The organism is Kribbella alba (genome assembly GCF_039529635.1).
Classification (GTDB): Bacteria; Actinomycetota; Actinomycetes; order Propionibacteriales; family Kribbellaceae; genus Kribbella; species Kribbella alba.
The window spans coordinates 390,086-412,923 of record NZ_BAAANE010000009.1; the positions used below are offsets into that span (position 1 = coordinate 390,086).

Annotated in this window: 22 protein-coding genes; 8 read left to right on the forward strand and 14 right to left on the reverse strand. The window is 68.6% G+C overall.

Annotation, left to right across the window (positions count from 1 at the left end; all coding sequences use genetic code 11):
- Positions 1 to 78: 78 nt before the first annotated feature.
- Together ABD210_RS26545 and ABD210_RS26550 are read right to left on the reverse strand one after the other, a co-directional pair.
- Entirely contained in the window at positions 79 to 855 is a 777-nt protein-coding gene (locus tag ABD210_RS26545; RefSeq protein WP_344114891.1) for an ANTAR domain-containing protein, read from the reverse strand.
- Positions 856 to 889: 34 nt separating this feature from the next.
- Positions 890 to 1,867 carry a ribose-phosphate diphosphokinase gene (locus tag ABD210_RS26550; protein WP_344114893.1) on the reverse strand — a complete coding sequence of 326 codons (978 nt, stop codon included), beginning with the start codon at positions 1,865 to 1,867 and terminating at the stop codon, positions 890 to 892.
- Positions 1,868 to 2,234: 367 nt separating this feature from the next.
- On the opposite strand from ABD210_RS26550, the gene ABD210_RS26555 reads away from it, so the two are divergent.
- Positions 2,235 to 3,134: a DUF3800 domain-containing protein gene (locus ABD210_RS26555; protein WP_344114894.1), complete on the forward strand. Its 900-nt coding sequence runs from the start codon at positions 2,235 to 2,237 to the stop codon at positions 3,132 to 3,134.
- Here the strand turns inward: ABD210_RS26555 and ABD210_RS26560 are convergent, their stop codons facing one another.
- The 5 genes from ABD210_RS26560 to ABD210_RS26580 all read right to left on the reverse strand — a co-directional run bounded on the left by ABD210_RS26560 (position 3,135) and on the right by ABD210_RS26580 (position 7,723).
- Complete coding sequence (locus ABD210_RS26560) at positions 3,135 to 4,178, reverse strand: threonine aldolase family protein (protein WP_344114895.1); 1,044 nt, start codon at positions 4,176 to 4,178, stop codon at positions 3,135 to 3,137.
- On the reverse strand, positions 4,175 to 5,548 hold the full coding sequence (locus ABD210_RS26565; protein ID WP_344114896.1) for a class II 3-deoxy-7-phosphoheptulonate synthase: 1,374 nt from the start codon (positions 5,546 to 5,548) through the stop codon (positions 4,175 to 4,177). The genes ABD210_RS26560 and ABD210_RS26565 overlap by 4 nt, the downstream gene beginning before the upstream one ends.
- Positions 5,549 to 5,621: 73 nt before the next feature.
- Entirely contained in the window at positions 5,622 to 6,413 is a 792-nt protein-coding gene (locus ABD210_RS26570; protein WP_344114897.1) for a glycerophosphodiester phosphodiesterase, read from the reverse strand.
- 120 nt (positions 6,414 to 6,533) lie between these two features.
- A complete protein-coding gene (locus tag ABD210_RS26575; RefSeq protein ID WP_344114898.1) occupies positions 6,534 to 6,926 on the reverse strand; it encodes a DUF2237 family protein in 393 nt (130 codons plus the stop codon).
- 8 nt (positions 6,927 to 6,934) lie between these two features.
- On the reverse strand, positions 6,935 to 7,723 hold the full coding sequence (locus ABD210_RS26580) for a lysophospholipid acyltransferase family protein (protein WP_344114900.1): 789 nt from the start codon (positions 7,721 to 7,723) through the stop codon (positions 6,935 to 6,937).
- Positions 7,724 to 7,930: 207 nt separating this feature from the next.
- Between ABD210_RS26580 and ABD210_RS26585 the strand changes: the two genes are divergently transcribed.
- The 5 genes from ABD210_RS26585 to ABD210_RS26605 all read left to right on the forward strand — a co-directional run bounded on the left by ABD210_RS26585 (position 7,931) and on the right by ABD210_RS26605 (position 12,251).
- Positions 7,931 to 8,710, forward strand: coding sequence for an alpha/beta hydrolase (locus tag ABD210_RS26585; protein ID WP_344114901.1), 780 nt, complete (start codon positions 7,931 to 7,933; stop codon positions 8,708 to 8,710).
- Complete coding sequence (locus tag ABD210_RS26590; protein ID WP_344114902.1) at positions 8,703 to 9,503, forward strand: hypothetical protein; 801 nt, start codon at positions 8,703 to 8,705, stop codon at positions 9,501 to 9,503. Before ABD210_RS26585 ends, ABD210_RS26590 begins: the two co-directional genes overlap by 8 nt.
- A gap of 52 nt (positions 9,504 to 9,555) precedes the next feature.
- Complete coding sequence (locus ABD210_RS26595) at positions 9,556 to 10,797, forward strand: ornithine cyclodeaminase, nickel-pincer nucleotide-dependent (protein WP_344114904.1); 1,242 nt, start codon at positions 9,556 to 9,558, stop codon at positions 10,795 to 10,797.
- A gap of 133 nt (positions 10,798 to 10,930) precedes the next feature.
- The gene (locus tag ABD210_RS26600) at positions 10,931 to 11,311 is read left to right on the forward strand and encodes a VOC family protein (RefSeq protein ID WP_344114905.1); all 381 of its coding nucleotides are present in this window, start codon (positions 10,931 to 10,933) and stop codon (positions 11,309 to 11,311) included.
- 190 nt (positions 11,312 to 11,501) lie between these two features.
- Positions 11,502 to 12,251, forward strand: coding sequence for an enoyl-CoA hydratase family protein (locus tag ABD210_RS26605; RefSeq protein ID WP_344114906.1), 750 nt, complete (start codon positions 11,502 to 11,504; stop codon positions 12,249 to 12,251).
- 2 nt (positions 12,252 to 12,253) lie between these two features.
- Here the strand turns inward: ABD210_RS26605 and ABD210_RS26610 are convergent, their stop codons facing one another.
- The 7 genes from ABD210_RS26610 to ABD210_RS26640 all read right to left on the reverse strand — a co-directional run bounded on the left by ABD210_RS26610 (position 12,254) and on the right by ABD210_RS26640 (position 19,009).
- The gene (locus tag ABD210_RS26610; protein WP_344114908.1) at positions 12,254 to 13,015 is read right to left on the reverse strand and encodes an SDR family oxidoreductase; all 762 of its coding nucleotides are present in this window, start codon (positions 13,013 to 13,015) and stop codon (positions 12,254 to 12,256) included.
- A 60-nt stretch (positions 13,016 to 13,075) separates the two neighbouring features.
- On the reverse strand, positions 13,076 to 13,807 hold the full coding sequence (locus ABD210_RS26615) for an endonuclease/exonuclease/phosphatase family protein (protein WP_344114909.1): 732 nt from the start codon (positions 13,805 to 13,807) through the stop codon (positions 13,076 to 13,078).
- Complete coding sequence (locus ABD210_RS26620) at positions 13,804 to 14,949, reverse strand: ROK family glucokinase (RefSeq protein ID WP_344114911.1); 1,146 nt, start codon at positions 14,947 to 14,949, stop codon at positions 13,804 to 13,806. Before ABD210_RS26620 ends, ABD210_RS26615 begins: the two co-directional genes overlap by 4 nt.
- Positions 14,950 to 15,196: 247 nt before the next feature.
- Positions 15,197 to 16,168 (reverse strand): ROK family glucokinase, encoded by a 972-nt coding sequence (locus tag ABD210_RS26625; protein ID WP_344114913.1) that lies wholly within the window; start codon positions 16,166 to 16,168, stop codon positions 15,197 to 15,199.
- Positions 16,159 to 16,680, reverse strand: a complete 522-nt coding sequence (locus ABD210_RS26630) for a hypothetical protein (RefSeq protein ID WP_344114915.1) — start codon at positions 16,678 to 16,680, stop codon at positions 16,159 to 16,161. Before ABD210_RS26630 ends, ABD210_RS26625 begins: the two co-directional genes overlap by 10 nt.
- Positions 16,677 to 18,098, reverse strand: coding sequence for an ArsA family ATPase (locus tag ABD210_RS26635; protein WP_344114916.1), 1,422 nt, complete (start codon positions 18,096 to 18,098; stop codon positions 16,677 to 16,679). Before ABD210_RS26635 ends, ABD210_RS26630 begins: the two co-directional genes overlap by 4 nt.
- Positions 18,095 to 19,009, reverse strand: coding sequence for an SRPBCC family protein (locus tag ABD210_RS26640; protein WP_344114918.1), 915 nt, complete (start codon positions 19,007 to 19,009; stop codon positions 18,095 to 18,097). Before ABD210_RS26640 ends, ABD210_RS26635 begins: the two co-directional genes overlap by 4 nt.
- Before the next feature lie 106 nt (positions 19,010 to 19,115).
- On the opposite strand from ABD210_RS26640, the gene ABD210_RS26645 reads away from it, so the two are divergent.
- Both ABD210_RS26645 and ABD210_RS26650 read left to right on the forward strand, forming a co-directional pair.
- Complete coding sequence (locus ABD210_RS26645) at positions 19,116 to 20,906, forward strand: AMP-dependent synthetase/ligase (RefSeq protein WP_344114919.1); 1,791 nt, start codon at positions 19,116 to 19,118, stop codon at positions 20,904 to 20,906.
- A gap of 468 nt (positions 20,907 to 21,374) precedes the next feature.
- Positions 21,375 to 22,634 carry an MFS transporter gene (locus tag ABD210_RS26650; protein WP_344114920.1) on the forward strand — a complete coding sequence of 420 codons (1,260 nt, stop codon included), beginning with the start codon at positions 21,375 to 21,377 and terminating at the stop codon, positions 22,632 to 22,634.
- The last annotated feature ends 204 nt before the right edge of the window (positions 22,635 to 22,838 follow it).

Sequence of the window (22,838 nt, forward strand, 5' to 3'; positions counted from 1 at the left end):
TAGAGCGCCGCCGTTCGTCACAGGGGTCAGACCTCCCTGACGTGCGCCCCATGAAGCCTGGTCCAGAGGGCGTTCGAATCAGCCTTCGGCTCGGCCGGTGGCCAGGCCGTAGCGGGTCAGAGCCGCGGCGAGGACACCGGCTTCCTGGGCCTTGACGAGGTCGGCGGCCAGGTCGCGCAGTTTCAGGTTGGCGTTCTGCGAACCTCGTTTGAGCACGTCGAACGCGATCTTGTGGCCGATGCCGTACCGATGCATCAGCACCCCCTCGGCTTGCGCGATCACCGTCCGGGTGCTGAGTGCCGTCTGCAACTGCTCGATCAGGGACCGGCTGTCCTTGAACAACTGAACGTTGTCGAACGCCACCCCGGCGTGCAACGCGAACAACAGCACAATGTCGTACGACGTGTCGCCGAAGGCGCTCGGTGTCGCCGAGAAGAGGGCGAACGCGGCGGCGGCATCACCCTTGGCTGGCAGCGGCAGCAGCAGGCAACTTCGGTAGCCCGCGTTGATCATCGACGCGGAGAACTCGGGCCAGCGATGGTCGGCCGCCGTGTCGCCGATCCGGTGCGGATCGCCATACTCGAGCACGTCGAACAGCGGTCCGTCCGCCCGCAGGAGCTGGGCAGAGAGCGCTGCCCGGGCGGGCTCGACGAGCGCATCGGCTGACGCATGGTGGCGGGCGACGAGGTCGGGCCGCCGGTCAGCGAGCACGGCGATCGCGGCCTCGGCGCAGTCCGGCACCACCGCGACGATGCGGTGGACGAATCGGTCCAGCGTCGAGGTGACATCGTCGTCCTCCACCAGACGGCTGACTTCGGCCAGTTCCTGGGCGAGCGCGATGATCTCTTCTGCCACACGAGCATCATGCCTCGTGCGGACGGTAAAGGGCTCAGAAAGGCAGTTTGGGCTGCGGCGGAGCGTGAGTGGGGTCGACCCCGTCGAAGAGGCTGCTGACCGATTCGCCGTCGTGGATGCGCTTGATCGCCTCGGCGAACAGGCCTGAGACCGAGCTGACCTGGAGCTCCGGGAAGCCGGCCGGGCGGGGCACGGTGTCCGTGCTGATCACCTCGGTGATCGACGGGTGCGACCGGAGTCGTTCGACGGCCTGACCGGCGAACAGGCCGTGCGTGGTCGCGACCGCCGCCTCGGTGCAGCCGAGGTCCTTCAGCCGGTCGAGCAACTCGATGATGGAGCCGCCGGTGGCGATCTCGTCGTCCAGCACGATCGCCTTCTTGCCGGCCACGTCGCCCACGATCGCGTCGATCACGACCCGGTCGTCGGCCAGCCGCTGCTTGCTGCCCGCCGCGACCGGCAGCCCGAGCAACCGCGCGAACTGGGTCGCCGTCTTGGCGTTCCCCAGGTCCGGGCTCACCACAACGGTGTTCGTCAGGTCTGTGGTCCGGAAGTGCTCCGCCAAGACACCGATCGCGGTCAGGTGGTCCACCGGCACCGAGAAGAACCCGTGCACCTGCGGAGCGTGCAGGGCCATCGTCAGGACCCGGTCGACTCCGGCGGCGACGAGAAGATCCGCGACCAGGCGGCCGCCGATGGAGATCCGCGACGAGTCCTTCTTGTCGGAACGTGCGTAGGCGTAGTGCGGCATGACAGCGGTGATCTGGGCCGCGGAAGCACCGCGTGCGGCGTCGATCATCAAGAGCAGCTCCATCAGGTGCTCCTGCGTCGGCGGCACCAGCGGCTGCACGATGTAGACGTCCCGCTGACGGCAGTTGACCTGCAACTGGACCTGAAGGCAGTCATTGCTGAACCGATGGATCTCGACCGGAGACAGGTCCACGCCGAGATCGGCACAGATCTGTTCGGCAAGACCGGTATGAGCACTTCCGCTGAACACGACGATCTCTCGCACGGCTCTCCCCGAACGTCCCGATCCGACGAAATCGAAGCCTACCTCGGGATCGCTGAGGATCCGCCGACGCCTTGCTGCGGTGGACAGCCGGCCACTGAGCCGAGCAGCCGACGGAACAGGCTCTGGTGCCTCTGGCAAGTTGTCTCATCGGCGACTGACGAGGAGGATGACTACTAGGCGTGACGTCGGCTTGACATCTGGAGCCCCACCACGTCAGGCTTAGCAAGCCGAGAGGACTGCCAACGCGGTTCCGATCAGCAGGGTGGGACTGCCAACGCGGTGCCCACATCGCTGACTCGACGATCTAACGAGGCCCGGTTCACGCCGGGCCTCGTACTGTTTGTCGGAGGGGATTCCTTGTATCTACTTGTTCGTTGACGAGTCGGGGACACACGGCGGTAGCCACGCCTTCGTTCTCGGCGGTCTTGCGATCCACGAGGACGACGCTTCGCGGCTCCAGCAGGCGTTGGACACACTGGTGATAGACCACTTGGACCGTGTTCCCCCAAACCTCGACGAGTACGAACTACACGCGGCCGAGCTGCGAAACGCCAAGAAGCCCGCCGCCAACAAGCAAGGCCCGGTCAGCGTTTGGGCCCGGGTTCCTCGGCAGACTCGCCTAGCTATTCTCGAGGACGCATACAAGAAGGTCGCGTCCTTCCAATGCACCAACAGGAAGCTCCCGCCTGCCCTGTTCGGCGTTGTGGTCGACGCGCACTTTCGCTCAGACTGGGACGCGATCGAGAAGGAGCAGTTCGCGTACGAGGTTCTGCTGAACAAGTTCGATGTGATGCTGAAGACTCTGCGGACACGAGAGGAATTGCCCAACCGGGGCCTCGTGATTCACGACAGGCGCGTGATAGCTGAGAGAGACATCCAGACCTGGACTTCCGAGTGGCGGGCCACCGCGGGCAAGGTCGGTCAGCTTCGCAATCTGGCTGACGTTCCCCTCTTCTCTGATTCGCGAGCCACCAGACTCCTTCAGGTCGCCGACCTCGTCTCATACGCTCTCTTCCGGCGGTATCGACCGGGGGCGGAGGACGGGGCGTACTTCGATATCTTGTGGCCCCTCTTTCATGCCGACGGCGGCGCCATTCACGGCTGCGTGCACTACTCACCGTCATACGGCCAAGGCTCCTGCTCGTGCGAGCCTTGCAGTGCCCGCCTTGCCACTGAGTCTCGCCAACTGTTTCTTCGCAAAGCGCGTATCTCGAACGCGCAGGGAGATCAGCTACCTCCCGTCGGAGTTCTTGATCAGTCTGAATGACTAGCGCAGGAGGCGTGCGACGGTTTCCGCGGCCTGGCGGCAGTCGGCTGCGGATGCGTCGAGATGGGTGACGAGGCGAAGCTGCGTCACGCCCACTCCCCCGACCAGGACACCCTCGGCCTTGGCGCCGGCAACCACCTGGGCGACTGACTTGCCGGTGGCCGCAAGGTCCGCGACGACGATGTTCGTGTCCACCTGGTCAGGCTTGACCGAGCCGGGGGCCGCATCGGCGAGGATCTCGGCGATCAGGCCGGCGTTCGCGTGGTCCTCTGCAAGCCGTTGCACGTTGTTGCGGACCGCATACAGCCCGGCAGCCGCCAGTACTCCGGCCTGACGCCACCCCGCGCCAAGCAGCTTCCGCCAGACCCGCGACTCCTTGATCAGCTCCGCCGACCCCACCAGCACCGACCCCACCGGCGCTCCGAGCCCCTTGGACAGGCAGACGCTCGCCGCTGTCGCCCGGGACGCATATGCCGCAAGCGGTACACCGGACGCCACTGAGGCGTTCCACAGGCGTGCTCCGTCCAGGTGCAGCGGCAGGCCGATTCCCTCCAGCTCGTCGGCCAACGCGTCGTACGAGGTCTGGATCGTGCCGCCGCCGAAGTTGTGCGTGTTCTCGACCGACACGGCGGATGTCGTCACGAAGTAGGGGCCGAGGTCGGGGGCGATCAGGGCGCGGATCTGATCGAGGTCGATCTGCCCGCCGGGCGCGCTCCACGTCCGCGTGCTGATCCCGCTGACCACCGCGTGTGCCCCGAGCTCGGCGCGGGCGACGTGGGCGCTGGCCTCGCAGAGCACCTCGGTGCCGGGCGCGGCGAGTGCGCGTACGCCGAGGATGTTGGCGAGGGAGCCCGTCGCGACGAAGAGCCCGGCCTCATGCCCGAGCAGCCCGGCCACCTCGGTCTCGAGCTCGGTGATCGTCGGATCCTCGCCGTACACGTCGTCGCCGACCGGCGCGCTCGTCATCGCGGCGAGCATCCCGGCCGACGGCCTGGTGACGGTGTCGGACCGCAGATCGATCACGTCCGGGCGCCCTTCGGTCATGCCCGGGCGGCGCGGAGCCGCGCGGCGACCAGGAAGGCGAGCTCGAGCGACTGGTGCCGGTTCAGCCGCGGGTCGCAGGCCGTCTCGTACCGGTTGACCAGGTCCTCCGCGACCAGCGCCTCGCCGCCGCCGAGGCACTCGGTGACGTCGTCGCCGGTCAGCTCGATGTGCATGCCGCCGGGCCAGGTGCCGACCTGCTCGTGCGCGTCGAAGAACCCCTGCACCTCGGCGATGACGTCGTCGAAGTTGCGCGTCTTGTACCCGTTCGGGGTCTCGTAGGTGTTGCCGTGCATCGGGTCGCACACCCACGCGACCGGCGAGCCGAAGTCACGGACCGCCTCCAGCAGCGGCGGCAGCCCGTCGCGGATCCTGCCCGCGCCCATCCGCGTGATGAAGGTCAGCCGACCCTCGATGCCCTTCGGGTTCAGCTTGTCGATCAGCGCCCGGATGTACTCCGGGGTGGTGGTCGGGCCGATCTTCACACCGAGCGGGTTGGTCAGCGACGCGAGGAACTCCACATGCGCGCCGTCCAGCTGGCGGGTCCGCTCCCCCACCCAGAGCAGGTGGCCGGACACGTCGTACGGCTGGTCGGTGCGCGAGTCGATCCGGGTCAGCGCGTGCTCGTACTCGAGGATCAGCGCCTCGTGGCTGGCGTAGAAGTCGACCGTCCGGAACTCGTCAGAGGTGGCTCCGCAGGCTCGCATGAAGGCGAGCGCGCGCTCGATCTCGGAGGCGAGCTGCTCGTACTTCTGCCCGACCGGCGAGGACTTCACGAAGTCGGTGTTCCACGCGTGCACCTGGTGCAGGTCCGCATACCCACCCGTGGTGAACGCGCGGGTCAGGTTGAGGGTGGCGGCGGCCGCGTTGTACACGCCGCGCAGCCGCTCCGGGTCCGGGATCCGCGACTCGGGCGTGAATTCCAGCCCGTTCACCGCGTCACCTCGGTACGACGGGAGGGTGACCCCTTCGCGGGTCTCGTCGCCACTGCTGCGGGGCTTGGCGTACTGCCCGGCGATACGGCCCACCTTCACCACGGGCACGCTCGCGGCGTACTGGAGAACGACGGCCATCTGCAGCAGCACCCGGAGCTTGGCCCGGATGTTCTCGGCGGTGACGCCTTCGAAGGTTTCGGCGCAGTCGCCACCCTGGAGCAGGAACGCCTCGCCCCGGGCGACGGCCCCGATCTTGGTGGTCAGGTCGTCGCACTCACCGGCGAAAACCAGCGGCGGCAGCTTCCTGAGCTGGGTGATCACCTGCGCCAGCTTCTCGCCGTCAGGCCAGGCGGGCTGCTGCAACGGCTTCAGCGCCCGCAGCTCGTCCAAACTGGGAACTCCAGGCACCAGCGCACTACTCAGGGTCGCGAATTGCATGCCCCAACCCTATTCCAGCCGCGCCAACCGCCGCGAAACCGTCTCACCTCACCCCTGGAGCCGCCCGGCGACCTCACCGCTGGGGCCGCTGCGCGGACAGGGCGCGCACCTGAGTGGGAACGGCGTCGACGACCAGGGCATCGACGCCGGCCGCTGCCAGGTTGAGGGCCTGTGCCTCGGTCGGACACCAGACCAGGAGCTGTCGGTGGGACTGGTGAACCTGCTCGACGATGCGCTCGAGGGATGGCACGTCCAGCGGCGCGATCGCAGTGTCGGGCCAGAGCGAGCCGGCGTGCACGGCCAGCACTTGGAGGTCGAGGTGCGCCGCAGCGGCGACGGCTTGACCGATCGGGAAATGCAGCCACGTCAACAGCGCGAGGGGCAGGTCGGGCGACTCCTCGCGCAGATGCCGCAACGCAGCGGGGTCGAAGGAGGCGGCGACGGTCGGCCGGTGCCGCAGCGACTTGTCGGCGATCCGGGCGAGCAGAGCCGCGGTCGTCGCATCGGCCGGCCGGGTGGCGTCCTCCAACGACGACTTGACGTCGAAGATCACCCCGGCTTGGTCGGGCAGCTCGCCCAGCAACTCGGTGATCCGGAGAGCGCCGAGACGGTCCGCCTCCGCACCGGTCATCTCCGCGAGGAACGCACCATCGGGGAAGGCGGCGTCGTGGGCCACGAACAGCTCGTCATCGAGCGTTCGCCGTACGTCGACTTCCACCCACTGGACACCCGCCTCCAGTGCACCGAGGAACGATCCCAGCGTGTTCTCGAGCTGACCTCGGACCTCGCCCTTGCCCAGACCGCGGTGCCCGATGAGCGTCGGGGGCCGGGTGAACACCTGCGGGATGACTGCCGTGCCGGTCATCGGTCCATACCCCGATGTCACTTCCTCGTTCGTCCTCGTCCGCCCCCGACATCCACCAATACCCCTGCACTCCAAACCGCACACGGACCCGGCGGCGAACTCTTCGGCCCGGTCAGGTCGTCAGGTGAGGGAGCTGAGGTCCGGAGGAACGTCCACAGCGTTGCTGCGGAGGGCGGCGAGGGGGATCACTTCGAGCGCGCGGGCGTTGGTGGACGCCAGTACTACGGGAGCCGCCGCGCCCGCGTGAAAAGCCTGCAGCCAGCGGGCGGCGACCACGCACCAGCGGTCCCCCGGGCGGAGACCGGCGAAGTTGAACTCCGGCCGGGGCGTCACCAGGTCGTTGCCCACGGCGGTCTGGTGGGCCAGGAACTCCTCGGTCATCACCGCGCAGACCGTGTGGCTGCCCAGATCCTCAGGTCCGGTGCTGCAGCAGCCGTCGCGGAAGAACCCGGTCACGGGGTCGGTGCCGCATTCCTCCAGCGGCCCGCCGAGGACGCTCAGCTCAGTGTCCATCGGGCAGGTCAGGAGGCTTTGGTGTCGCCGAGGCGGGGCTTGATGTGGTCGTCGACCCTCTCGCCGGCCTTGATCAGCTCCTTGGCCTTCTCGGCGTACATGTCGACGTACTCCTGGCCGGACAGCTCCATCAGCGCGTACATGATCTCGTCGGTCACCGAGCGCAGCACGAAGCGGTCGCGCTCCATCCCCTCGTAGCGGGAGAAGTCGAGCGGCTTGCCGATCGCGACCTTCGCACGGATCAGCCGCGGCAGCCGCCGGCCCGGCTCGCGGACCAGCCACTGCGGCCACACGGTGCCGGGCGGCTGGAGCTTCTCGGTGTCGATCATCGCCACCGGGATCACCGGCACGCCGGCCACGATCGCCATCCGCGCCACGCCGGTCTTGCCCTTGTAGAGCCGGCCGTCGGGCGACCGGGTGCCTTCGGGGTAGATGCCGAAGAGCTCGCCCTTCTGGAGGATCTCCAGCCCGGTGTTCAGCGCCGCGAGCGAGGCGCGGCCGCCGGACCGGTCGATCGGGATCTGGCCGACGGAGCGGAAGAAGGTCGCGACCAGACGACCCTTCAGCCCGGGCGCGGTGAAGTACTCCGACTTCGCCGGGAAGACGATCTGCCGCGGCACCGCCACCGGCAGGAAGATCGAGTCGCAGAAGGCCAGGTGATTGCTGACCAGCAGCGCGGGTCCGCTGGCGGGGATGTTCTCCAGTCCCTCGACCTTGGGACGGAAGAGCAGCTTCACGATCGGTCCGACGAAGAACCGCCTGAGGAACAGGTACAGCAACGCCTTCACCTCCGTCACTCGGCCGACACCCTACGTTCCAGCTTCCCCCTCAGGCAATGTCACCGGCAGGAATGCGGGTGTTGCACATCGTGTTGTCAGCAGATTGCAGACTTGGGTGCGACATCGATCACGAGACTCGATTGACACCCTAGCCGGACTGGGCGAGTTGCGTTCCGGCTGCGACCATGGCGTCTCAGGAACTACGGATTAGGTCGAGGAGCACCCGTGCCAGTGCAAGCTCATGCGGAGGAGTTCCGCAGCCCGGGATCCGGTGAGAACGCCGCCACCGGGATCCTGCTGAGCCACGGCTTCACCGGATCGCCCCGGTCCATGCGCCCGTTCGCGGAACACCTGGCCGCCGAGGGCCATGGAGTCGCCGTACCGCGGCTGCCCGGTCACGGCACGGACTGGCGGGAGATGAACACCACCCGCTGGCAGGACTGGTACGCCGTACTCGACAACGAGCTGGAGCGGCTCCGCAAAGAGCACGACAGGGTCTTCGTGGCCGGGCTGTCGATGGGCGGGTGTCTCGTCCTGCGGCTGGCCGAGCAGCACGGCGCGGACATCTCCGGCGTGATCGTGGTCAACCCGTCCGTACGGACCGATGACAAGCGGTTGGCGCTACTGCCGATACTGCAGCGCCTCGTCCCGTCGTTCCCGGGGATCTCGAACGACATCAAGAAGCCGGGCGTCGACGAAGGCGCGTACGACCGGATGCCGCTGCGGGCGCTCTACTCACTGTCGCAGTTGTGGCGCATCACCCGCGAGGATCTTCCGAAGGTGACGCAGCCGTTGCTTCTGTTCCGCAGTACTGTCGATCACGTGGTGGAGCCGAGTTCGGGCCGGGCGGTACTGGCGTCGATCTCGTCCCGCGACGTGACCGAGACCCTGCTCGAGAACAGCTATCACGTGGCCACTCTGGACAACGACGCCCCGCGCATCTTCGCGGATTCGACCGCCTTCATCCGACGGCTGAGCACTCAACGGATGGGCACTGATGCGTGACAACGGCCTGACCGCCTCGTCCTACACGTCGATGGGCGGCATCGACCCGCTCGTCTCCGAACCGGTGCTGGCCGCGCTGGCCGAAGCCGGCATCGCCGCGTACGCCGTCACGCCGGGCGAGCCTGGTCCGTCTGCCGACACAACGCCTGCCGCGGAGGCAGATGAAGCGGTTGACTCCACAGACGGTCCTCCTGCCGACGGCACTGCTGCGGGCGAGACCCCGGGCAAGGCCAAGGCGGAGGCCGAGGCGCCGCGGCGGATCGCGGCGGGGCTCGACGAGATCTTCGTCGACGCCGATTCGACCGACGACGCCCGCGGCGTGATCGATCGCAGTACCGAGGACGCCGAGTGGAAGTCGCTCGTCGAGCAGTTCAACGCTCCCTCGGCCCCGGGTCACTCGGACAGCCCGGTCCCCCGCTGGCCGGCGAGCGAGGACGTGGACGAGAACTCCTACGAACCACTCATCGACATACCGGCCGGACTGATCGTCGGTGACACCGACGAGGATCCGCCCGAGGAGCCGCCGGCCCGGCGGACCGAGGACCCACACGACCACTTCGTCCCGCCGGAGCCTCCGCGTGGGCCGCGGCTGGACTGGATCAGCCGGGCCGCCTGGGTCGGCCTGCTCGGCGGACCGCTGCTGCTGATCCTCGCCGCGCTCCTCGACTTCGGCACCGGCCGGATCACCCTGCTCGCCGTCGTCGGATTCATCGCCGGCTTCCTCACCCTGGTGATCCGGATGAACGACCGCCTTCCACCAGAAGACACCCCTGACGACGGGGCAGTCGTCTGACACCGGCGTCCGGCAGGACGCTAAGCTTCGGATCGTCGGACAATCCGACCAGATGCGGAGGCGCTCAGTGCAGACCGAGACCGTCGAGATCACCGGCCACCTGATGGATTCGGGACTGCTGTCCCGGGTGCTGGACGACATTCGCGGGTACGGCGGTGACTACACGCTGGACAAGTTCGACCTGGGCTACGACAAGGACGACCCCTCCACGGTCCGGATGACGGTCGGCGCGGAGGACGAGGAAGCCCTGCAGCGGCTGCTGATGCGGATCCAGACCAAGGGCGCCAACCTGGTCGACCCCGGCACGCCGGAGATCTCCGAGGTGACCCAGGACGGCGTCTTCCCGGACGGGTTCTACTCGACCACGAACCTGCCGACCAGCGTGCGGCTGAACGGCCGCTGGGTCCAGGTGCGGAATCCCGAGATGGACTGCGGCCTGCTCGTCGAAGGCGACGCCGTGCGGACCATCCCGATGTCGGAGGTCCGGACCGGGATGAGGATCATCTCCAGCGCCCAGGGCGTCAAGGTCACTCCCCCACTGGTCGCGAACACCGAGGAGTCGTTCGGCTTCATGGAGTCGGAGGTGTCCAGCGAGAAGCCGCAGCGGGTGCTGGTGATGCAGGTCGCCGACGGGATGCGGGAGGCGAAGGCGAACGGGCAGAAGGTGCTCTGGGTCGGCGGCCCCGGCATCGTGCACACCGGCGCCGCGCCCGCGATGGTCGCGCTGGTCGAAGCCGGTTTCGTGGACGTCCTGTTCGCGGGCAACGCGCTCGCGACCCACGACATCGAGTCGTCGCTGTACGGCACCTCACTGGGTGTCGACCTCGCTCACGGCCGCGGCGTCGAGCACGGCCACGAGCACCACATCCGTGCGATCAACACGATCCGCAAGGCCGGCTCGATCGCCGAGGCCGTCTCCCAGGGGGTCCTCACCTCCGGCGTGATGCACGCGCTGGTCAAGAACGGGAAGAGCTTCGTCCTGGTCGGCTCCGTCCGCGACGACGGCCCGCTGCCGGACGTCTACACCGACGTGCTGGAGGGCCAGCGCGCGATGCGCGCCGAGCTGCCCGGCGTCGGCTACTGCCTGATGGCCGCCACCATGCTCCACTCGGTTGCCACTGGCAACATCCTGCCCGCCTCGATCCCGCTCACCTGCGTGGACATCAATCCGGCCACCGTCACCAAGCTCGCCGACCGCGGGTCCTCCCAGGCCCGCGGCATCGTCACCGACGTCGGCCTCTTCATCGAGCACCTGGCCCGCGAACTCGCCCCTGACTACGCCGACATCAAGTAGTCCACCGACCGGTTCCGGCGCCCGCCTGGGTGACAGGCCGGGGCTGGACCTCGGCGGGCGAGGTCGCCCGACGGGCCAGCCTGGCGACAAGCCGGGGCTGGACCGTGCCGCAGAGGCGCGGCAGGGTGGTGCCATGCCATTACGTACGAAAGCACATTGGCTCGGAGTCGCGCTGAACGCACCGGACCCGCAGGAGCTGGGCAGGTTCTACGAACGCCTGCTGGGCTGGCGGATCTACGCCGACGAGCCCGACTGGGTCACGCTCGCTCCTTCCGAGGATGCCGGCTACAACCTCGCCTTCGCCCGCGAGGACAAGTACGAGCGACCGGTCTGGCCGGCGGAGGACGGCAAACCACAGATGTCGATGCACCTCGACCTCCAGGTGGACGATCTGGATGAGGCCGTCGCCCATGCCGTCGAGGCCGGCGCCGAACTGGCATCGTTCCAGCCACAGGAGAAGGTCCGCGTGATGCTCGACCCGGCAGGTCACCCGTTCTGCCTCTACCTGGACTGACCCCGTCCCCGGGCGGCCCGATGCCCGGTTCTTCGACCGATAGCGGCCTGCAAGGCGTCAGTCGACGAACGACCCGCCAGCGGACCGGTCGGTGCGGGGTGGGTCGAGCGCCGAGGGAGGAGGGAGACGACTTGTCCAGGTGTGGGGAGGGTTACGGCGTACCCAGCGGTGTGGGGGGCAGGATGGGCGCATGACGGAACTGGTGCACCTCGAGGTGAGCGATGGCGTCGCGACGGTCACGTTGGATTCGCCGCACAACAAGAACGCGCTCTCCCAGCAGTTGACCAGCGAGTTGCTGGCGCACCTGGAGGCAGCCGGTGGCGACGACGTCGTACGGGTGATCGTGATCCGGTCGGCAGGCACCGTTTTCTGCTCAGGCGCCGACCTGTCGGAGGCTACGACCGTCGGCATGGGGGTCGGTGCTCAGCGGATGGTGGATGTGCAGCGGGCGATCGTCGCGAACCCGAAGCCCGTGATCGCCCGCGTCGCCGGTCCGGTTCGGGCCGGCGGGATCGGGATCGTTGCCGCTGCCGACATCAGCGTTGCCGGTGAGAGCTCGACCTTCGCGTTGACCGAGGTTCGGCTCGGGCTGGCTGCGGCGACGATCTCGCTGACGGTTGTGCCCCGGCTCACCGATCGGGCGGCATCGCTGACGTTCCTGACTGGCGACGGGTTCGATGGTGCCGAGGCCGCGAGGCTCGGGCTGGTCACCCGCGCGGTTCCGGACGATGACCTCGACGCCGCGCTGGACGGCGTCCTGAAGTCGCTGCTCAAGGGCGCGCCGCAGGGCCTTCGTGAGACCAAGAAGCTCCTCAACCGAGAACTGCTCGCCGACATCGATGCCCGAGGCACCGAACTCGCCGAACTGTCGGCCGGCCTGTTCGGTTCCCCGGCCGCCCAGGAGGCCATGCTCGCCTTCCTGAACCGCAAGAAGAACTAGAACTACTGGACGCCGCCGTTGCTGTAGAGGAGTTGGGCGTTCACCCAGCCGCCCTCGGGTGAGCACAGGAAGGCGACCAGGTTCGCAGTGTCCCGAGGCGTACCGAGCCTGCCGAGCGGTGTCTCCGCGGCGCCCGATTCGGCCATGCCCGGCGACATCCAGCCGGTGTCGATGGCCCCCGGGTTGATGGCGTTGGCCGTCACGCCCAGGTGCCTCAGTTCCCGCGCAGCCGCCAGGGTGATGCGGTCCAGCGCGCCCTTGCTAGCGCCGTACGGAAGGTTGTCGACCGTGTGGTCGCTGGTGAGGGCGATGATCCTGCCGGTCCCGTACGGCGCGACGTACTGGCCGGCGAATTCCTTGATCAGCAACCAACTGGCGCGGGTGTTCACGGCGAAGTGCCGGTCGAAACTCTCCAGAGAAGTGTCGAGGATCCCGCTGTTCACGCTCTCGCAATGCGACATCACCAGCGCCTGCACAGGACCGACCGCCTCGCCTGTCGCGCGGAACACCTCAGCCGGAGCATCGGTGTCCTCGAAGTCGGCCTCCACCGAGAAGACCCGAGCGCCATGCTTGGCCAGCAGCTCGGTGATCTCAGCGCGCGCGGCCGGATCCGGTCCCCACGGCATCCGGTCGTCGTACCGACTGAGGTAGGTGAACGCGACATCCCAGCCGGTCGCTGCCAACCGCTCCGCGATACCGGCGCCGATCCCGACCCGCCGGCCGACTCCCGTGACCAACGCAACCGGTCTCGCCAGCTCGCTCATCCGCCCATCCTGCCGCCCGAACCCCAACCAGGCAAAGCAATTCCCGACTCCGAGAACCAGTTACTGTGGGCCGGCTGGTTCGGCCGGGCTGATCTCGACGAGCACCGGGAGGTGGTCCGAGCCGGCGGCGAGGTCGGCCCGGGTGACGCCTTCGATCGAGTCGAGCGGGATCACCCGGCCGGTCAGGCCCGGGGACAGCAGGGCGCCGTCGATCCGTTTGACCGGGTTGTCCGAGTGGAAGGTGGGACCGGCGTCCACGCCGAGATCGGTCAACCCTTCCTCGGCCAGGCGCGACCACACGAATCCGCCCGGCTCCTCGTTCAGGTCGCCGACGAGGAGGTACGGCGTACCGAACGAGCGGCAGCCCTTCAGCACCTGCTCGACCTCGTGCTCACGACCACGGATGTGCAGGCCGAGATGGCACACAACCAGTGCGAGGTCGACCCCGCCCAGCGTGACGCGTGCGCCGACGGCGCCGCCCGGGAGCTGCGTCGCGATCAGGCGCAGGCGACGGCGGACGAAGGGCCGCCAGACCCGCCAGCGCTGCGGATCCACCACATCGGTGCCATCGGCAACCAGGATCGCGTTGCGCGCGGACGCCGTGACGTACCGGAGTCCGAAGCCGGCCGACATCACCTCGCGCTTACGTCGGGTCCCCCACCAGGTCGGGGCCTCCTGGAGCAACGCGACGTCAGGTGCGCAGGCACGCACCACCCGAGCCAGCGCCTCGCGATCATCGCCCCAGCGGTGCACGTTGTAGGACAGCACCCGCAGCGCCGGGCCGTCGCTCATACGTCTTGTTCTCCTTGGGCGTCGGCGGTCTGCTGCACTTGGAGCTCGGGCTCAGTGGTTCGCATCCCCGTACGTCGGCCGACCGACTTGCGGGCGGCTCTTTCCAGCCGGGCAGACCGGCCGCTGCGGGCAGCCGTCTTCGCCGTCACCGCAGTCGTCTTCACCCGGACCCGGCGAAGCCAGGTTGCCTCCTCGCGAGCAAGATCGGCCGCACCGACCATGCCTGCTTCCGGGCCCAGTACTGCGCGGACGATCCGCGCCTCCGGCCGGAACCCACGGCCGGTCAAAGTGCGCTTGAACGCCTCCCGTGCGGGGGCGAGCAGCAACTCGCCCGCATCCGAGACGCCGCCGCCGATCACGAACGTGCCCGGGTCAAGCGCCGCGGCCAGGTTGGCCAGGCCCATGCCCAGCCAGCGCCCGACATCCTCGAGCAGTTCGACCGCGACCGGATCGCCGTCCTTGGCCAGCTCGGTGACCATCGGCCCGTTGATCGTGCGCGGATCGCCGTCGGCGGCGCGGAGCAGATTGTGCGCGACGGGAGAACCGGAGAGCGCCAACTCGCGGGCCTCGCGGGTCAGCGCGTTGCCTGAGGCGTACTGCTCCCAGCAACCGCGGTTACCGCACTCGCACCGATGCCCGCCGGGCACGACCTGCATGTGGCCGAACTCGCCGGCGATCCCGAACTTGCCGCGCTGCAGGGCTCCGTCGTTGAGGATCGCGCCGCCGATCCCGGTCCCGAGGGTGACGCAGACCAGGTGGCTCTCGCCCTGCCCACCGCCGAACCGCCACTCCGACCACGCGGCCGCGTTCGCGTCGTTCTCCACCACCACGGGCAGCCCGAGCCGGCGTTCGACCGCGTCCCGCAGCGGTTCATGCCGCCAGGCCAGGTGCGGCGCGAACAGCACGGACGACCGGGTGCCGTCGACGAACCCGGCCGCGCCGATGCCGACCGCGATCACGTCGTGCCGCGACTCCAGGTCGTGCACGATCTCCGCGATCGCGTCCTCGGTCTCGCGCGGGTCCTTCGTCGGGGTGTCCCGGCGCAACCGGTCCAGGATGTTGCCCTCCGGGTCGACCACCCCGGCGGCCACCTTGGTCCCGCCGATGTCGATCCCGATCGTCAACGCCTGCGTCAGAGCCATCGCACGACCCTCCTAGCCGTACCCCCGGAACCCCCTGCGGCACCCGTCAGCCAACCCCCTGACCCATCAAGCGAACCACTTGGCAGCTCCGCCGGTGCCTGTACGCCTGCCAGGCTCACCGAAGCACCACCTGACACCAGGAAACCACCGATCGCCAACTCGCGGCCGGGCGAACAAGCCGCCACCACGCGGCGTACCGGCGTACGGGAGAGAGCGCTCCCTGGGTTCTCTGAACGCGAGAGAGCGCTCACCGGTGTTTCTCCGCGGCGGGGGCCGGGCGGCGGGCCAGGTCGGCGGCACCGATGATGCCGGCGTCGTTGCCGAGCTCGGCAAGGCCGAACCGCGGGTGAGGGCGGTTCGACTTGGCCGGCAGGTTCTTCTCGAACGCGACCTGCGCCGACTTCAGCAGCAGCTCCTTCGCCGCGCTCACCCCGCCGCCGATCACGATCGTGGTCGGGTCGAACAGCGTCGCGAAGCTCGCCAGCGCCTCGCCCAGCCAGCGCCCGAGATCGTCCAGCAACTCGACCGCGCAGGGATCCCCGTCGGCCGCGGCCTTGGTGATCATCGGGCCGGTCAGCTCCGCGGGATCGGTGATCCCGCAGACGCTCAGCATCTGTGCCGCGGACAGCGAGCCGGACTCGGCCTGCGCGCGTCCCTCCCGCACGAGAGCGCTCCCCGACGCGTACTGCTCGATGCATCCGCGCGCGCCACAACCGCAGCGATGTCCGCCCGGCACGACCCGCATGTGCCCGAGCTCGGCGGCCACTCCGTTCGCACCGCGGAGCAGTTCACCGGCGACCACGACGCCGCCACCGATACCGGTCCCGACGGTCACGCAGACCATGTGCTCGACGTCCTTCGCGGCGCCGAAGGCGAACTCGCCCCACGCGGCCGCGTTGGCGTCGTTCTCCACGACCACAGGGACCTTCAGTACTTCGCTCACCCGCGCGCCCAGCGGCTCGTCCCGCCAGGCGAGGTTCGGCGCGAACAGCACGGTCGAGCGGTCCGACGAGACGAACCCGGCGGCGCCGATGCCGACGGCTTCCACCTCGTGGTCCGCGATCAGCTCGGCCGCCGCGTCGCAGATGGCCGCGGCGGTGGCGTCCACGGAGGTCGCGGGGGTCTCGCGGAAGGCGCGGGCCCCGATCTTGCCGTCGGTGCCGACCACCCCCGCGGCGATCTTCGTACCGCCGACATCAATACCGATCGTCAGTCCCATGGTTCGGGGTCCTCACTCACATCGATCCGGTCCACCCGGGACCGGCTAGGTCGTTCCGGGTCCTGCTGCCCGGCGGTCCGCGACTCCGCGTCCATCCGAGCCTGTCGCGCGGCCTCAGCGGCTGCCTCGAGCAACGACCGCACCGAGCCGAGCACCCCGGCGGCAGCGGTCGACAGTTGCTCGATCGTCTCGGGGCTCGTGTTCCGCGCCTTCGAGATCAACTGGCACACAGGACACCACTGGCACTCAGGGCCGCCCTGATCCGCAGTACGGTGCTCATGCTCAGCATCGTCAGCCCGTACGCCGCCGGCGTCCCCAGCCCGCACGCCCCCGGCGTCCTCGGCTTGTACGCCGTGCGTCGGCCCGGCCGGTTCGCTGGAATCAGCGCCGGGTGCGTGATCGGCGCTCCTCGGATGCGCGTGGTCGCCCTTGGCCTCGGCGGCGGCTTGCTGCAGTACGGCGAACAGCTTCGCGGCCTCTTCCGCGACTGATCCCACCGGCTCCTTGCTCACCTGGTGCCCTCCGTCATCGCCGCCGGCTCCTCGTACTGCTGGCTCATCTGCTCGCGGATCTCCTGCGCCAACTCCCCGACTGACTCCAATGGTGCGGCCCCAGTCGGCACCTCCGATACCGACGCGGCGGCTTGAGCACCGGCAGCCGGAGCACCGGCAGTCTGAGCACCTGCAGTCTGAGAACTAGCGGCCGGAGCACCGGCAGTCGGAGTACTGGTGACCGGAGTACTGGCGTGCGGTTCGCGCGGCGCGAACCGCACCTGCAAGCGACCCTCGTCCAACCGGGCTCCGGCGACCACGGCACGAGCCAGTGCGGCCGGCAGCGGCAGCACCCGGCGATAGGAACCAACCGTGATGATCAGCTCGTCACCGTGTCGCGCCAGCTCCAGCTCGTCAGCTGATGCCAACGGCAACGGCATGGTCAGCGTGTAGGTGCGTCCGTCCGTGTCGATGTGGCGATCCACCCAGAGCGAGGTCTCGTCGGTCGCGCGCGCGAACGGGTCGTCCCCCCCGTACATCTCGACTGCGAAGGCAGCAAGCTCCTCGACGCCGACCGGTTCGCACGCGCGGTAAGGCGACTCCCAGATCGGCAGCGGGCGGAACGAGTCCGCGACGTCCTCGAGGATCCCGCGCTGAGCCGCGACCCACTGCCGGCGCCAGTTGTCGGCACCCGCGGCCGGGAACACCCGGTTCGCGACCACGCCGTCGACGCGGTAGCCGTACAGAGAAAGGGTGGTCAGCGACCGGCGTGCCTCGGCGACCACGACGGCCTCGGGCGTGAGCACCAACCGCACCGACGCGTCCGGGCCGGCGAGCAGCGCGCGGATGTCGGCGAGGTCGCCGTGCAGTCGGCGCAGGGCGTCGAACACGTTGTCGTCCGGCATCGGGATCCCGGCCGCCTTGCTCAGCAGCGGTCGGAACGTCCGGACCACCTTGCGCTCGACGTTGAAGATCCGGTCCATGTACCAGTTCAGTGCCTCGGGCAACGCGAGCAACCGCAGCGTCTCGGCCGTCGGCGCGCAGTCGACCACGACCACGTCCCAGCGCCCCGAGCGGACGTGGTCCCGCACCTCGAGCAGCGCGAGCACCTCCTCCGCGCCCGGCAGCACGGTCAGCTCCTCGGCCTCGATCGGGTCGACCCCGACCACGTGCAGCACCGAGCGCAGGTAGGCCTGGATGTCGCCCCAGGACCGCTCGAACCGCCGCTGCGCGTCGATCTGCTGGACGAACAGCAGGTCGTCGATCTCGGTCGGCTCGCCGCCGACCCGGGAGTCGAACGCGTCCGACAGCGAGTGCGCGGCATCGGTGGACAGCACCAGCGTGCGCAGACCGCGCAGAGCGGCCAGCGTGGCAGTGCCGGCCGCGGACGTGGTCTTCCCCACGCCGCCTTTCCCTGTGTACAGCAGGACCCGGGTCACGGAACGAGGGACTCGACGCGCTTCTTGAGCCCCTTCAGGGCTGTGTCGATGATGACCTTCTCGGCCTTGCGCTTGAGCATCCCGATCATCGGGATCGCCACGTCGACCGCCAGCCGGTAGGTCACCTCGGTGCCCTCGTCACCCAGGTCAAGCAGGACATAGGCACCGTCCATGCCCTTCACCATCTTGGCCTGCACCAGCGTCCAGGTGACCTCGTTGCGGGACCACACGTAGTCCAGCGTGTACTCGTCGGAGATCGCCCCGGCATCCACCTTGAACCGCACCTGTTTCGGCCGGCCGGCCTCATCGGTGGACAGCACCTCGGTCTCGCGCATCGAGTCGGCCCACTCCGGGTACTCCTCGAAGTCCGCGATCACCGCCATGATCGCCTTCGGGGTCGCGTTCACGATGATGGTCGAGGTGGTCTGCTCTGCCATCGATTCACCTCTTCGCTGCCGGGACGTGTTCTGCCGGGCCGGTTCCCGGTCCGGGTGCAGGGCGCCGGTGCCCACACCGGAGACTATCGCGGGTTCCCAGCCGGGCCTGCGTTCGCCCGCGGCGCGGCCGTGCTCGACCTCGTCCTTGAACCGCCAGAGGTGCTCGCGGTACCGGTTCACGTACGACTCCTGCAGCTTCAGCAACCCCCTGGGGCTGGTACGCCGCTGTGGATCCACCCGGAGGTACCAGTGCACGACCACCCCGTCGCGGACCGGCTCGAGCCACCACTCCGCAGTACCGATCGCTGCGCCGGTCACCGTCCAGCGGACGCCCTCCAGGCCGCGGCGCTCGTACGGCGTCAGGGTCAGGTCGGGCCACCACTCGCGCCAGAGCGTGTGCTGTCCGAGGCGCTCAGCGACGTAGGCTGGATCAGCAACGACCAGGTCGTCGCAACTGATGTCGAGCGATGGCATGCGCTGTTCCTAGTTCCCTGGGTCACATCTGTCTGGCTACTTCCGGGTAGGTGACTGTAGCGTGCGCCGGAGTCGACAATTCGTGACCGACTGAGGAGAGACGCGGATGCGTGAGTACACCGTTCCTGCTGTGATCGAGGCCCCGGTGTCCGGTGGCCTCAGCGACGCCGTCTGGGCGAACGCCTCCTCACATCCTGACACCGCCGTCTTCAGCCGCCGGGTGGCGGGCGGCTGGCTCGACATCTCCGCAGCCGAGTTCGCCCGGCAGGTGAGCGGGGTGGCGAAGGGCCTGATCGCGGCCGGGGTCAAGCACGGCGACCGGGTCGCCCTGCTCAGCGCCACCCGGTACGAGTGGACCCTGATCGACTACGCGATCTGGAGCATCGGCGCGGCCACCGTGCCGATCTACGAGACCTCGTCGGCGTCGCAGATCCAGTGGATCCTGACCGACTCCGAGGCCGTCGTCGCGATCGTCGAGAACGCCGCCCACAGTGCCGTGGTCGAGTCCGCCCGCGCCGAGGCTCCCACCCTGCAGGAGATCTGGCAGATCGAGTCGGGCGCGGTCGACGAGCTCACCGTGCTCGGACAGGACGTGTCCGACGCCGAGCTCGACAAGCGCCGTACGGCGGTCGTGCCGTCCGACCTGGCGACGCTCATCTACACCTCCGGGACCACCGGCCGGCCCAAGGGCTGCATGATCAGCCACGCCAACTTCCTGGACGAGCTCGGCACCGCCGTCAAGGTGCTCGACGGCCTCTTCGCTGTCGAGGGCGCCTCGACCCTGCTGTTCCTGCCGCTGGCTCACGTGTTCGCCCGGATCATCCAGGTCGGCTGCGTGATGATGCGGGTCAAGCTCGGCCACACCGCGGACGTGAAGAACCTGGTCGCGGACCTCGGCGAGTTCAAACCGACCTTCATCCTCAGCGTCCCGCGAGTCTTCGAGAAGGTCTTCAACACCGCGAGCCAGACCGCGCACTCGGCCGGCAAGGGCAAGATCTTCGACGCCGCCGCCGAGACCGCGATCGCGTACTCCGAGGCCGTCGACAAGGGCGGCCCCGGCTTCGGCCTGAAAGCGAAGCACGCGCTCTTCGACAAGCTCGTCTACGCCAAGCTCCGCAACGTCCTCGGCGGCAAGGTCGACTACGCCGTCTCCGGTGGCGCCCCGCTCGGCAACCGCCTCGGCCACTTCTTCCGAGGCATCGGTGTTCCGGTGCTGGAAGGCTACGGGCTGACCGAGACCACGGCGGCGCTCGCGGTCAACCTGCCGGACGACCTCCGGATCGGCACTGTCGGGCGACCCCTGCCGGGTGTCTCCGTCGGCGTCGCGGAGGACGGCGAACTCTGCTTCAAGGGCGGCCAGGTGATGCTCGGCTACTGGAAGAACGAGGAAGCCACGGCAGCTGCGATCGATGCCGACGGCTGGTTCCGCACCGGCGACCTGGGTGAGTTCGACGCCGACGGCTTCATCAAGATCACCGGCCGTAAGAAGGAGATCCTGGTCACCGCCGGCGGCAAGAACGTCGCCCCCGCCGTACTGGAAGACCGCATCCGTCTGCACCCCCTGGTCAGCCAGTGCATGGTGGTCGGCGACGGCAAACCCTTCATCGCCGCCCTCATCACCATCGACCCGGAGACGATCGTCGGCTGGGCCAAGGACCGCGGCAAGCCCACGGACGTCCCGTCCCTGGTCGACGACGAGGAACTGATCGCCGAGATCCAGAAAGCCGTCGACGACGCCAACACCGCCGTCTCCAAGGCCGAAGGCATCAAGAAGTTCGCCATCCTCCCCACCGACTGGACCCAGGAGAACGGCGAACTCTCCCTCAAACTCTCCCTCCGCCGCCACATCGTCATGAAGAAGCACGAGTCGGAGGTAGAGGCTCTCTACCAGAAGTGACCGGTACTCCGACCCTTCCGCGCGTGGTCCATCGGCTTGGCGGGATAAGAGGGTTGGCGGATAAGGCGGTCTGGCGGATAGACGGAAACTTTTTGTCGCCATATGCAAATTAGTTTCCGCGTATCCCTGGCCCGCAGCGCGCCAGGCAAGCGCCACTTGAGCCAGCGTGGCCCCTAGCTGATCGGCGATCGCGACGACCGTGGGATTGGTCGTTGCTTTCGGCAAGCTCGGAACGCCGAACCGAGCGGGAAGAACGGTACCCACGCGATGCCGCGTTCACGGCAGAGCGCGAGCACCGGCGCGCTGGACCGGTCGATAACGCTGTGGGCGTTCTGCACGGCGCTCCCCCACTAGCAGGTTCTTCGTCCACTGGCGTCTGATTTTGCCGCCATTGGCCGAAGAACCCGCCAGCGGGCCGGCGGACCAGGTCGGCAGGCGGATGGGCCGTGGGGCGGATAGCTTGTGGGGATGACCAGCCGTCGTGATGCGCAGGAGCCTGAGTCACGGGAGCCTGAGTCACGGGAGCGCGAGTCACGGGCGTCGTACGGCGAGGTCTTCGCGGTCAGCGAGTTCCGGTGGTTGTGGGGCGCCCAGCTGGCCTCGGTGATCGGGGATCAGCTTGCCCGGGTCGCCCTCGCCGTACTGGTGTTCGACCGGACGGGATCGGCCGGCCTGTCTGCTCTCACGTATGCGTTGACGTTCCTGCCCGATGTTGTCGGCGGTCCGCTGTTGTCAGGGCTGGCCGACCGGTTCCCGCGACGGCAGGTGATGATCGTCTGCGACATCGCCCGAGCCGGGCTCGTCGGGTTGATGGCGATACCCGGGCAGTCGTTGTGGGTGTTGTGCGGTCTGCTGTTCGTGGTCCAGTTGTTCGCCGCGCCGTTCCAGGCTGCCCGGGCGGCCTTGCTGCCCACAATCCTGACTGGCGACAAATATGTCCTCGCGAGCTCGGTGTCGAATGTCACCGCGCAGCTCGCCCAGCTGGCCGGGTTCGTCACCGGCGGCACGCTGGTCGCCCTGTTCGGCGCCGGTCAGGCACTCGGCGTCGACGCTCTCACGTTCGCGATCTCCGCACTCTTCATCGGGATCGGCGTCCGCGACCGCGCGCTCGCCAGCGAGGCAGCCGAACGGCCTGGCTGGTTGTCCTCGATCGTCGCCGGCGCGAGGTTGGTCTGGGCGGACCGACGGTTGCGCTACCTCATCGTGCTGGCCTGCGTATCCGGCTTCTACGTCACCGTGGAAGGTCTCGCAGCCCCGTACGCCGCGGCGGTCGGTGGCGGGCCAATGGCGGTCGGCTTACTCCTTGCCGCGAACCCGGCCGGACAGGTGATCGGCATGCTCGTGCTCACTCGCCTGGAGCCGGTACTACGGCTGCGGTTGCTCGGGCCGCTCTCAATCGGATCGTGCGTTCCGCTGATCGCCTGCGCCGCGCGACCTGGCCTAGCGGTCACGATCGCGCTCTGGATGGTGTCCGGGCTTTGTTCGGCGTACCAGTTGGCGGCGAACGCAGCGTTCGTGCAGAACGTCCCGGACGCGCAGCGGGGCCAGGCGTTCGGCCTGGCCCGCACCGGGCTCATCGTGTCTCAGGGACTGGGTGTGCTGGTCGCCGGTATCGCAGCGGACCGGTGGGACCCAGCCTTCGTCGTAGCGGGAGCGGGGGTTTTCGGCGTACTGCTGGCCGCCGGCGCCGCGCGCGGACTGGACCGCGCGCAGCGCACAGCGTCATAGTGTTTCGGGGTCAGCTGTCGCCTGGGTAGGTGCTCAGTGCCAGTCAGTGTTGCGCATCTCGAGACACCTCCTCCCAGGCAATCCGGTCGCCCCTGGGAGCCGGGCCGGTGACACCAGGTGGTGCTCCGCTTACCCTTACTGCTGGGGACGAGTGTGGGGGAAACGTTCATGATGAGTATCCGACATTGGCGATCCAGGCGTCGC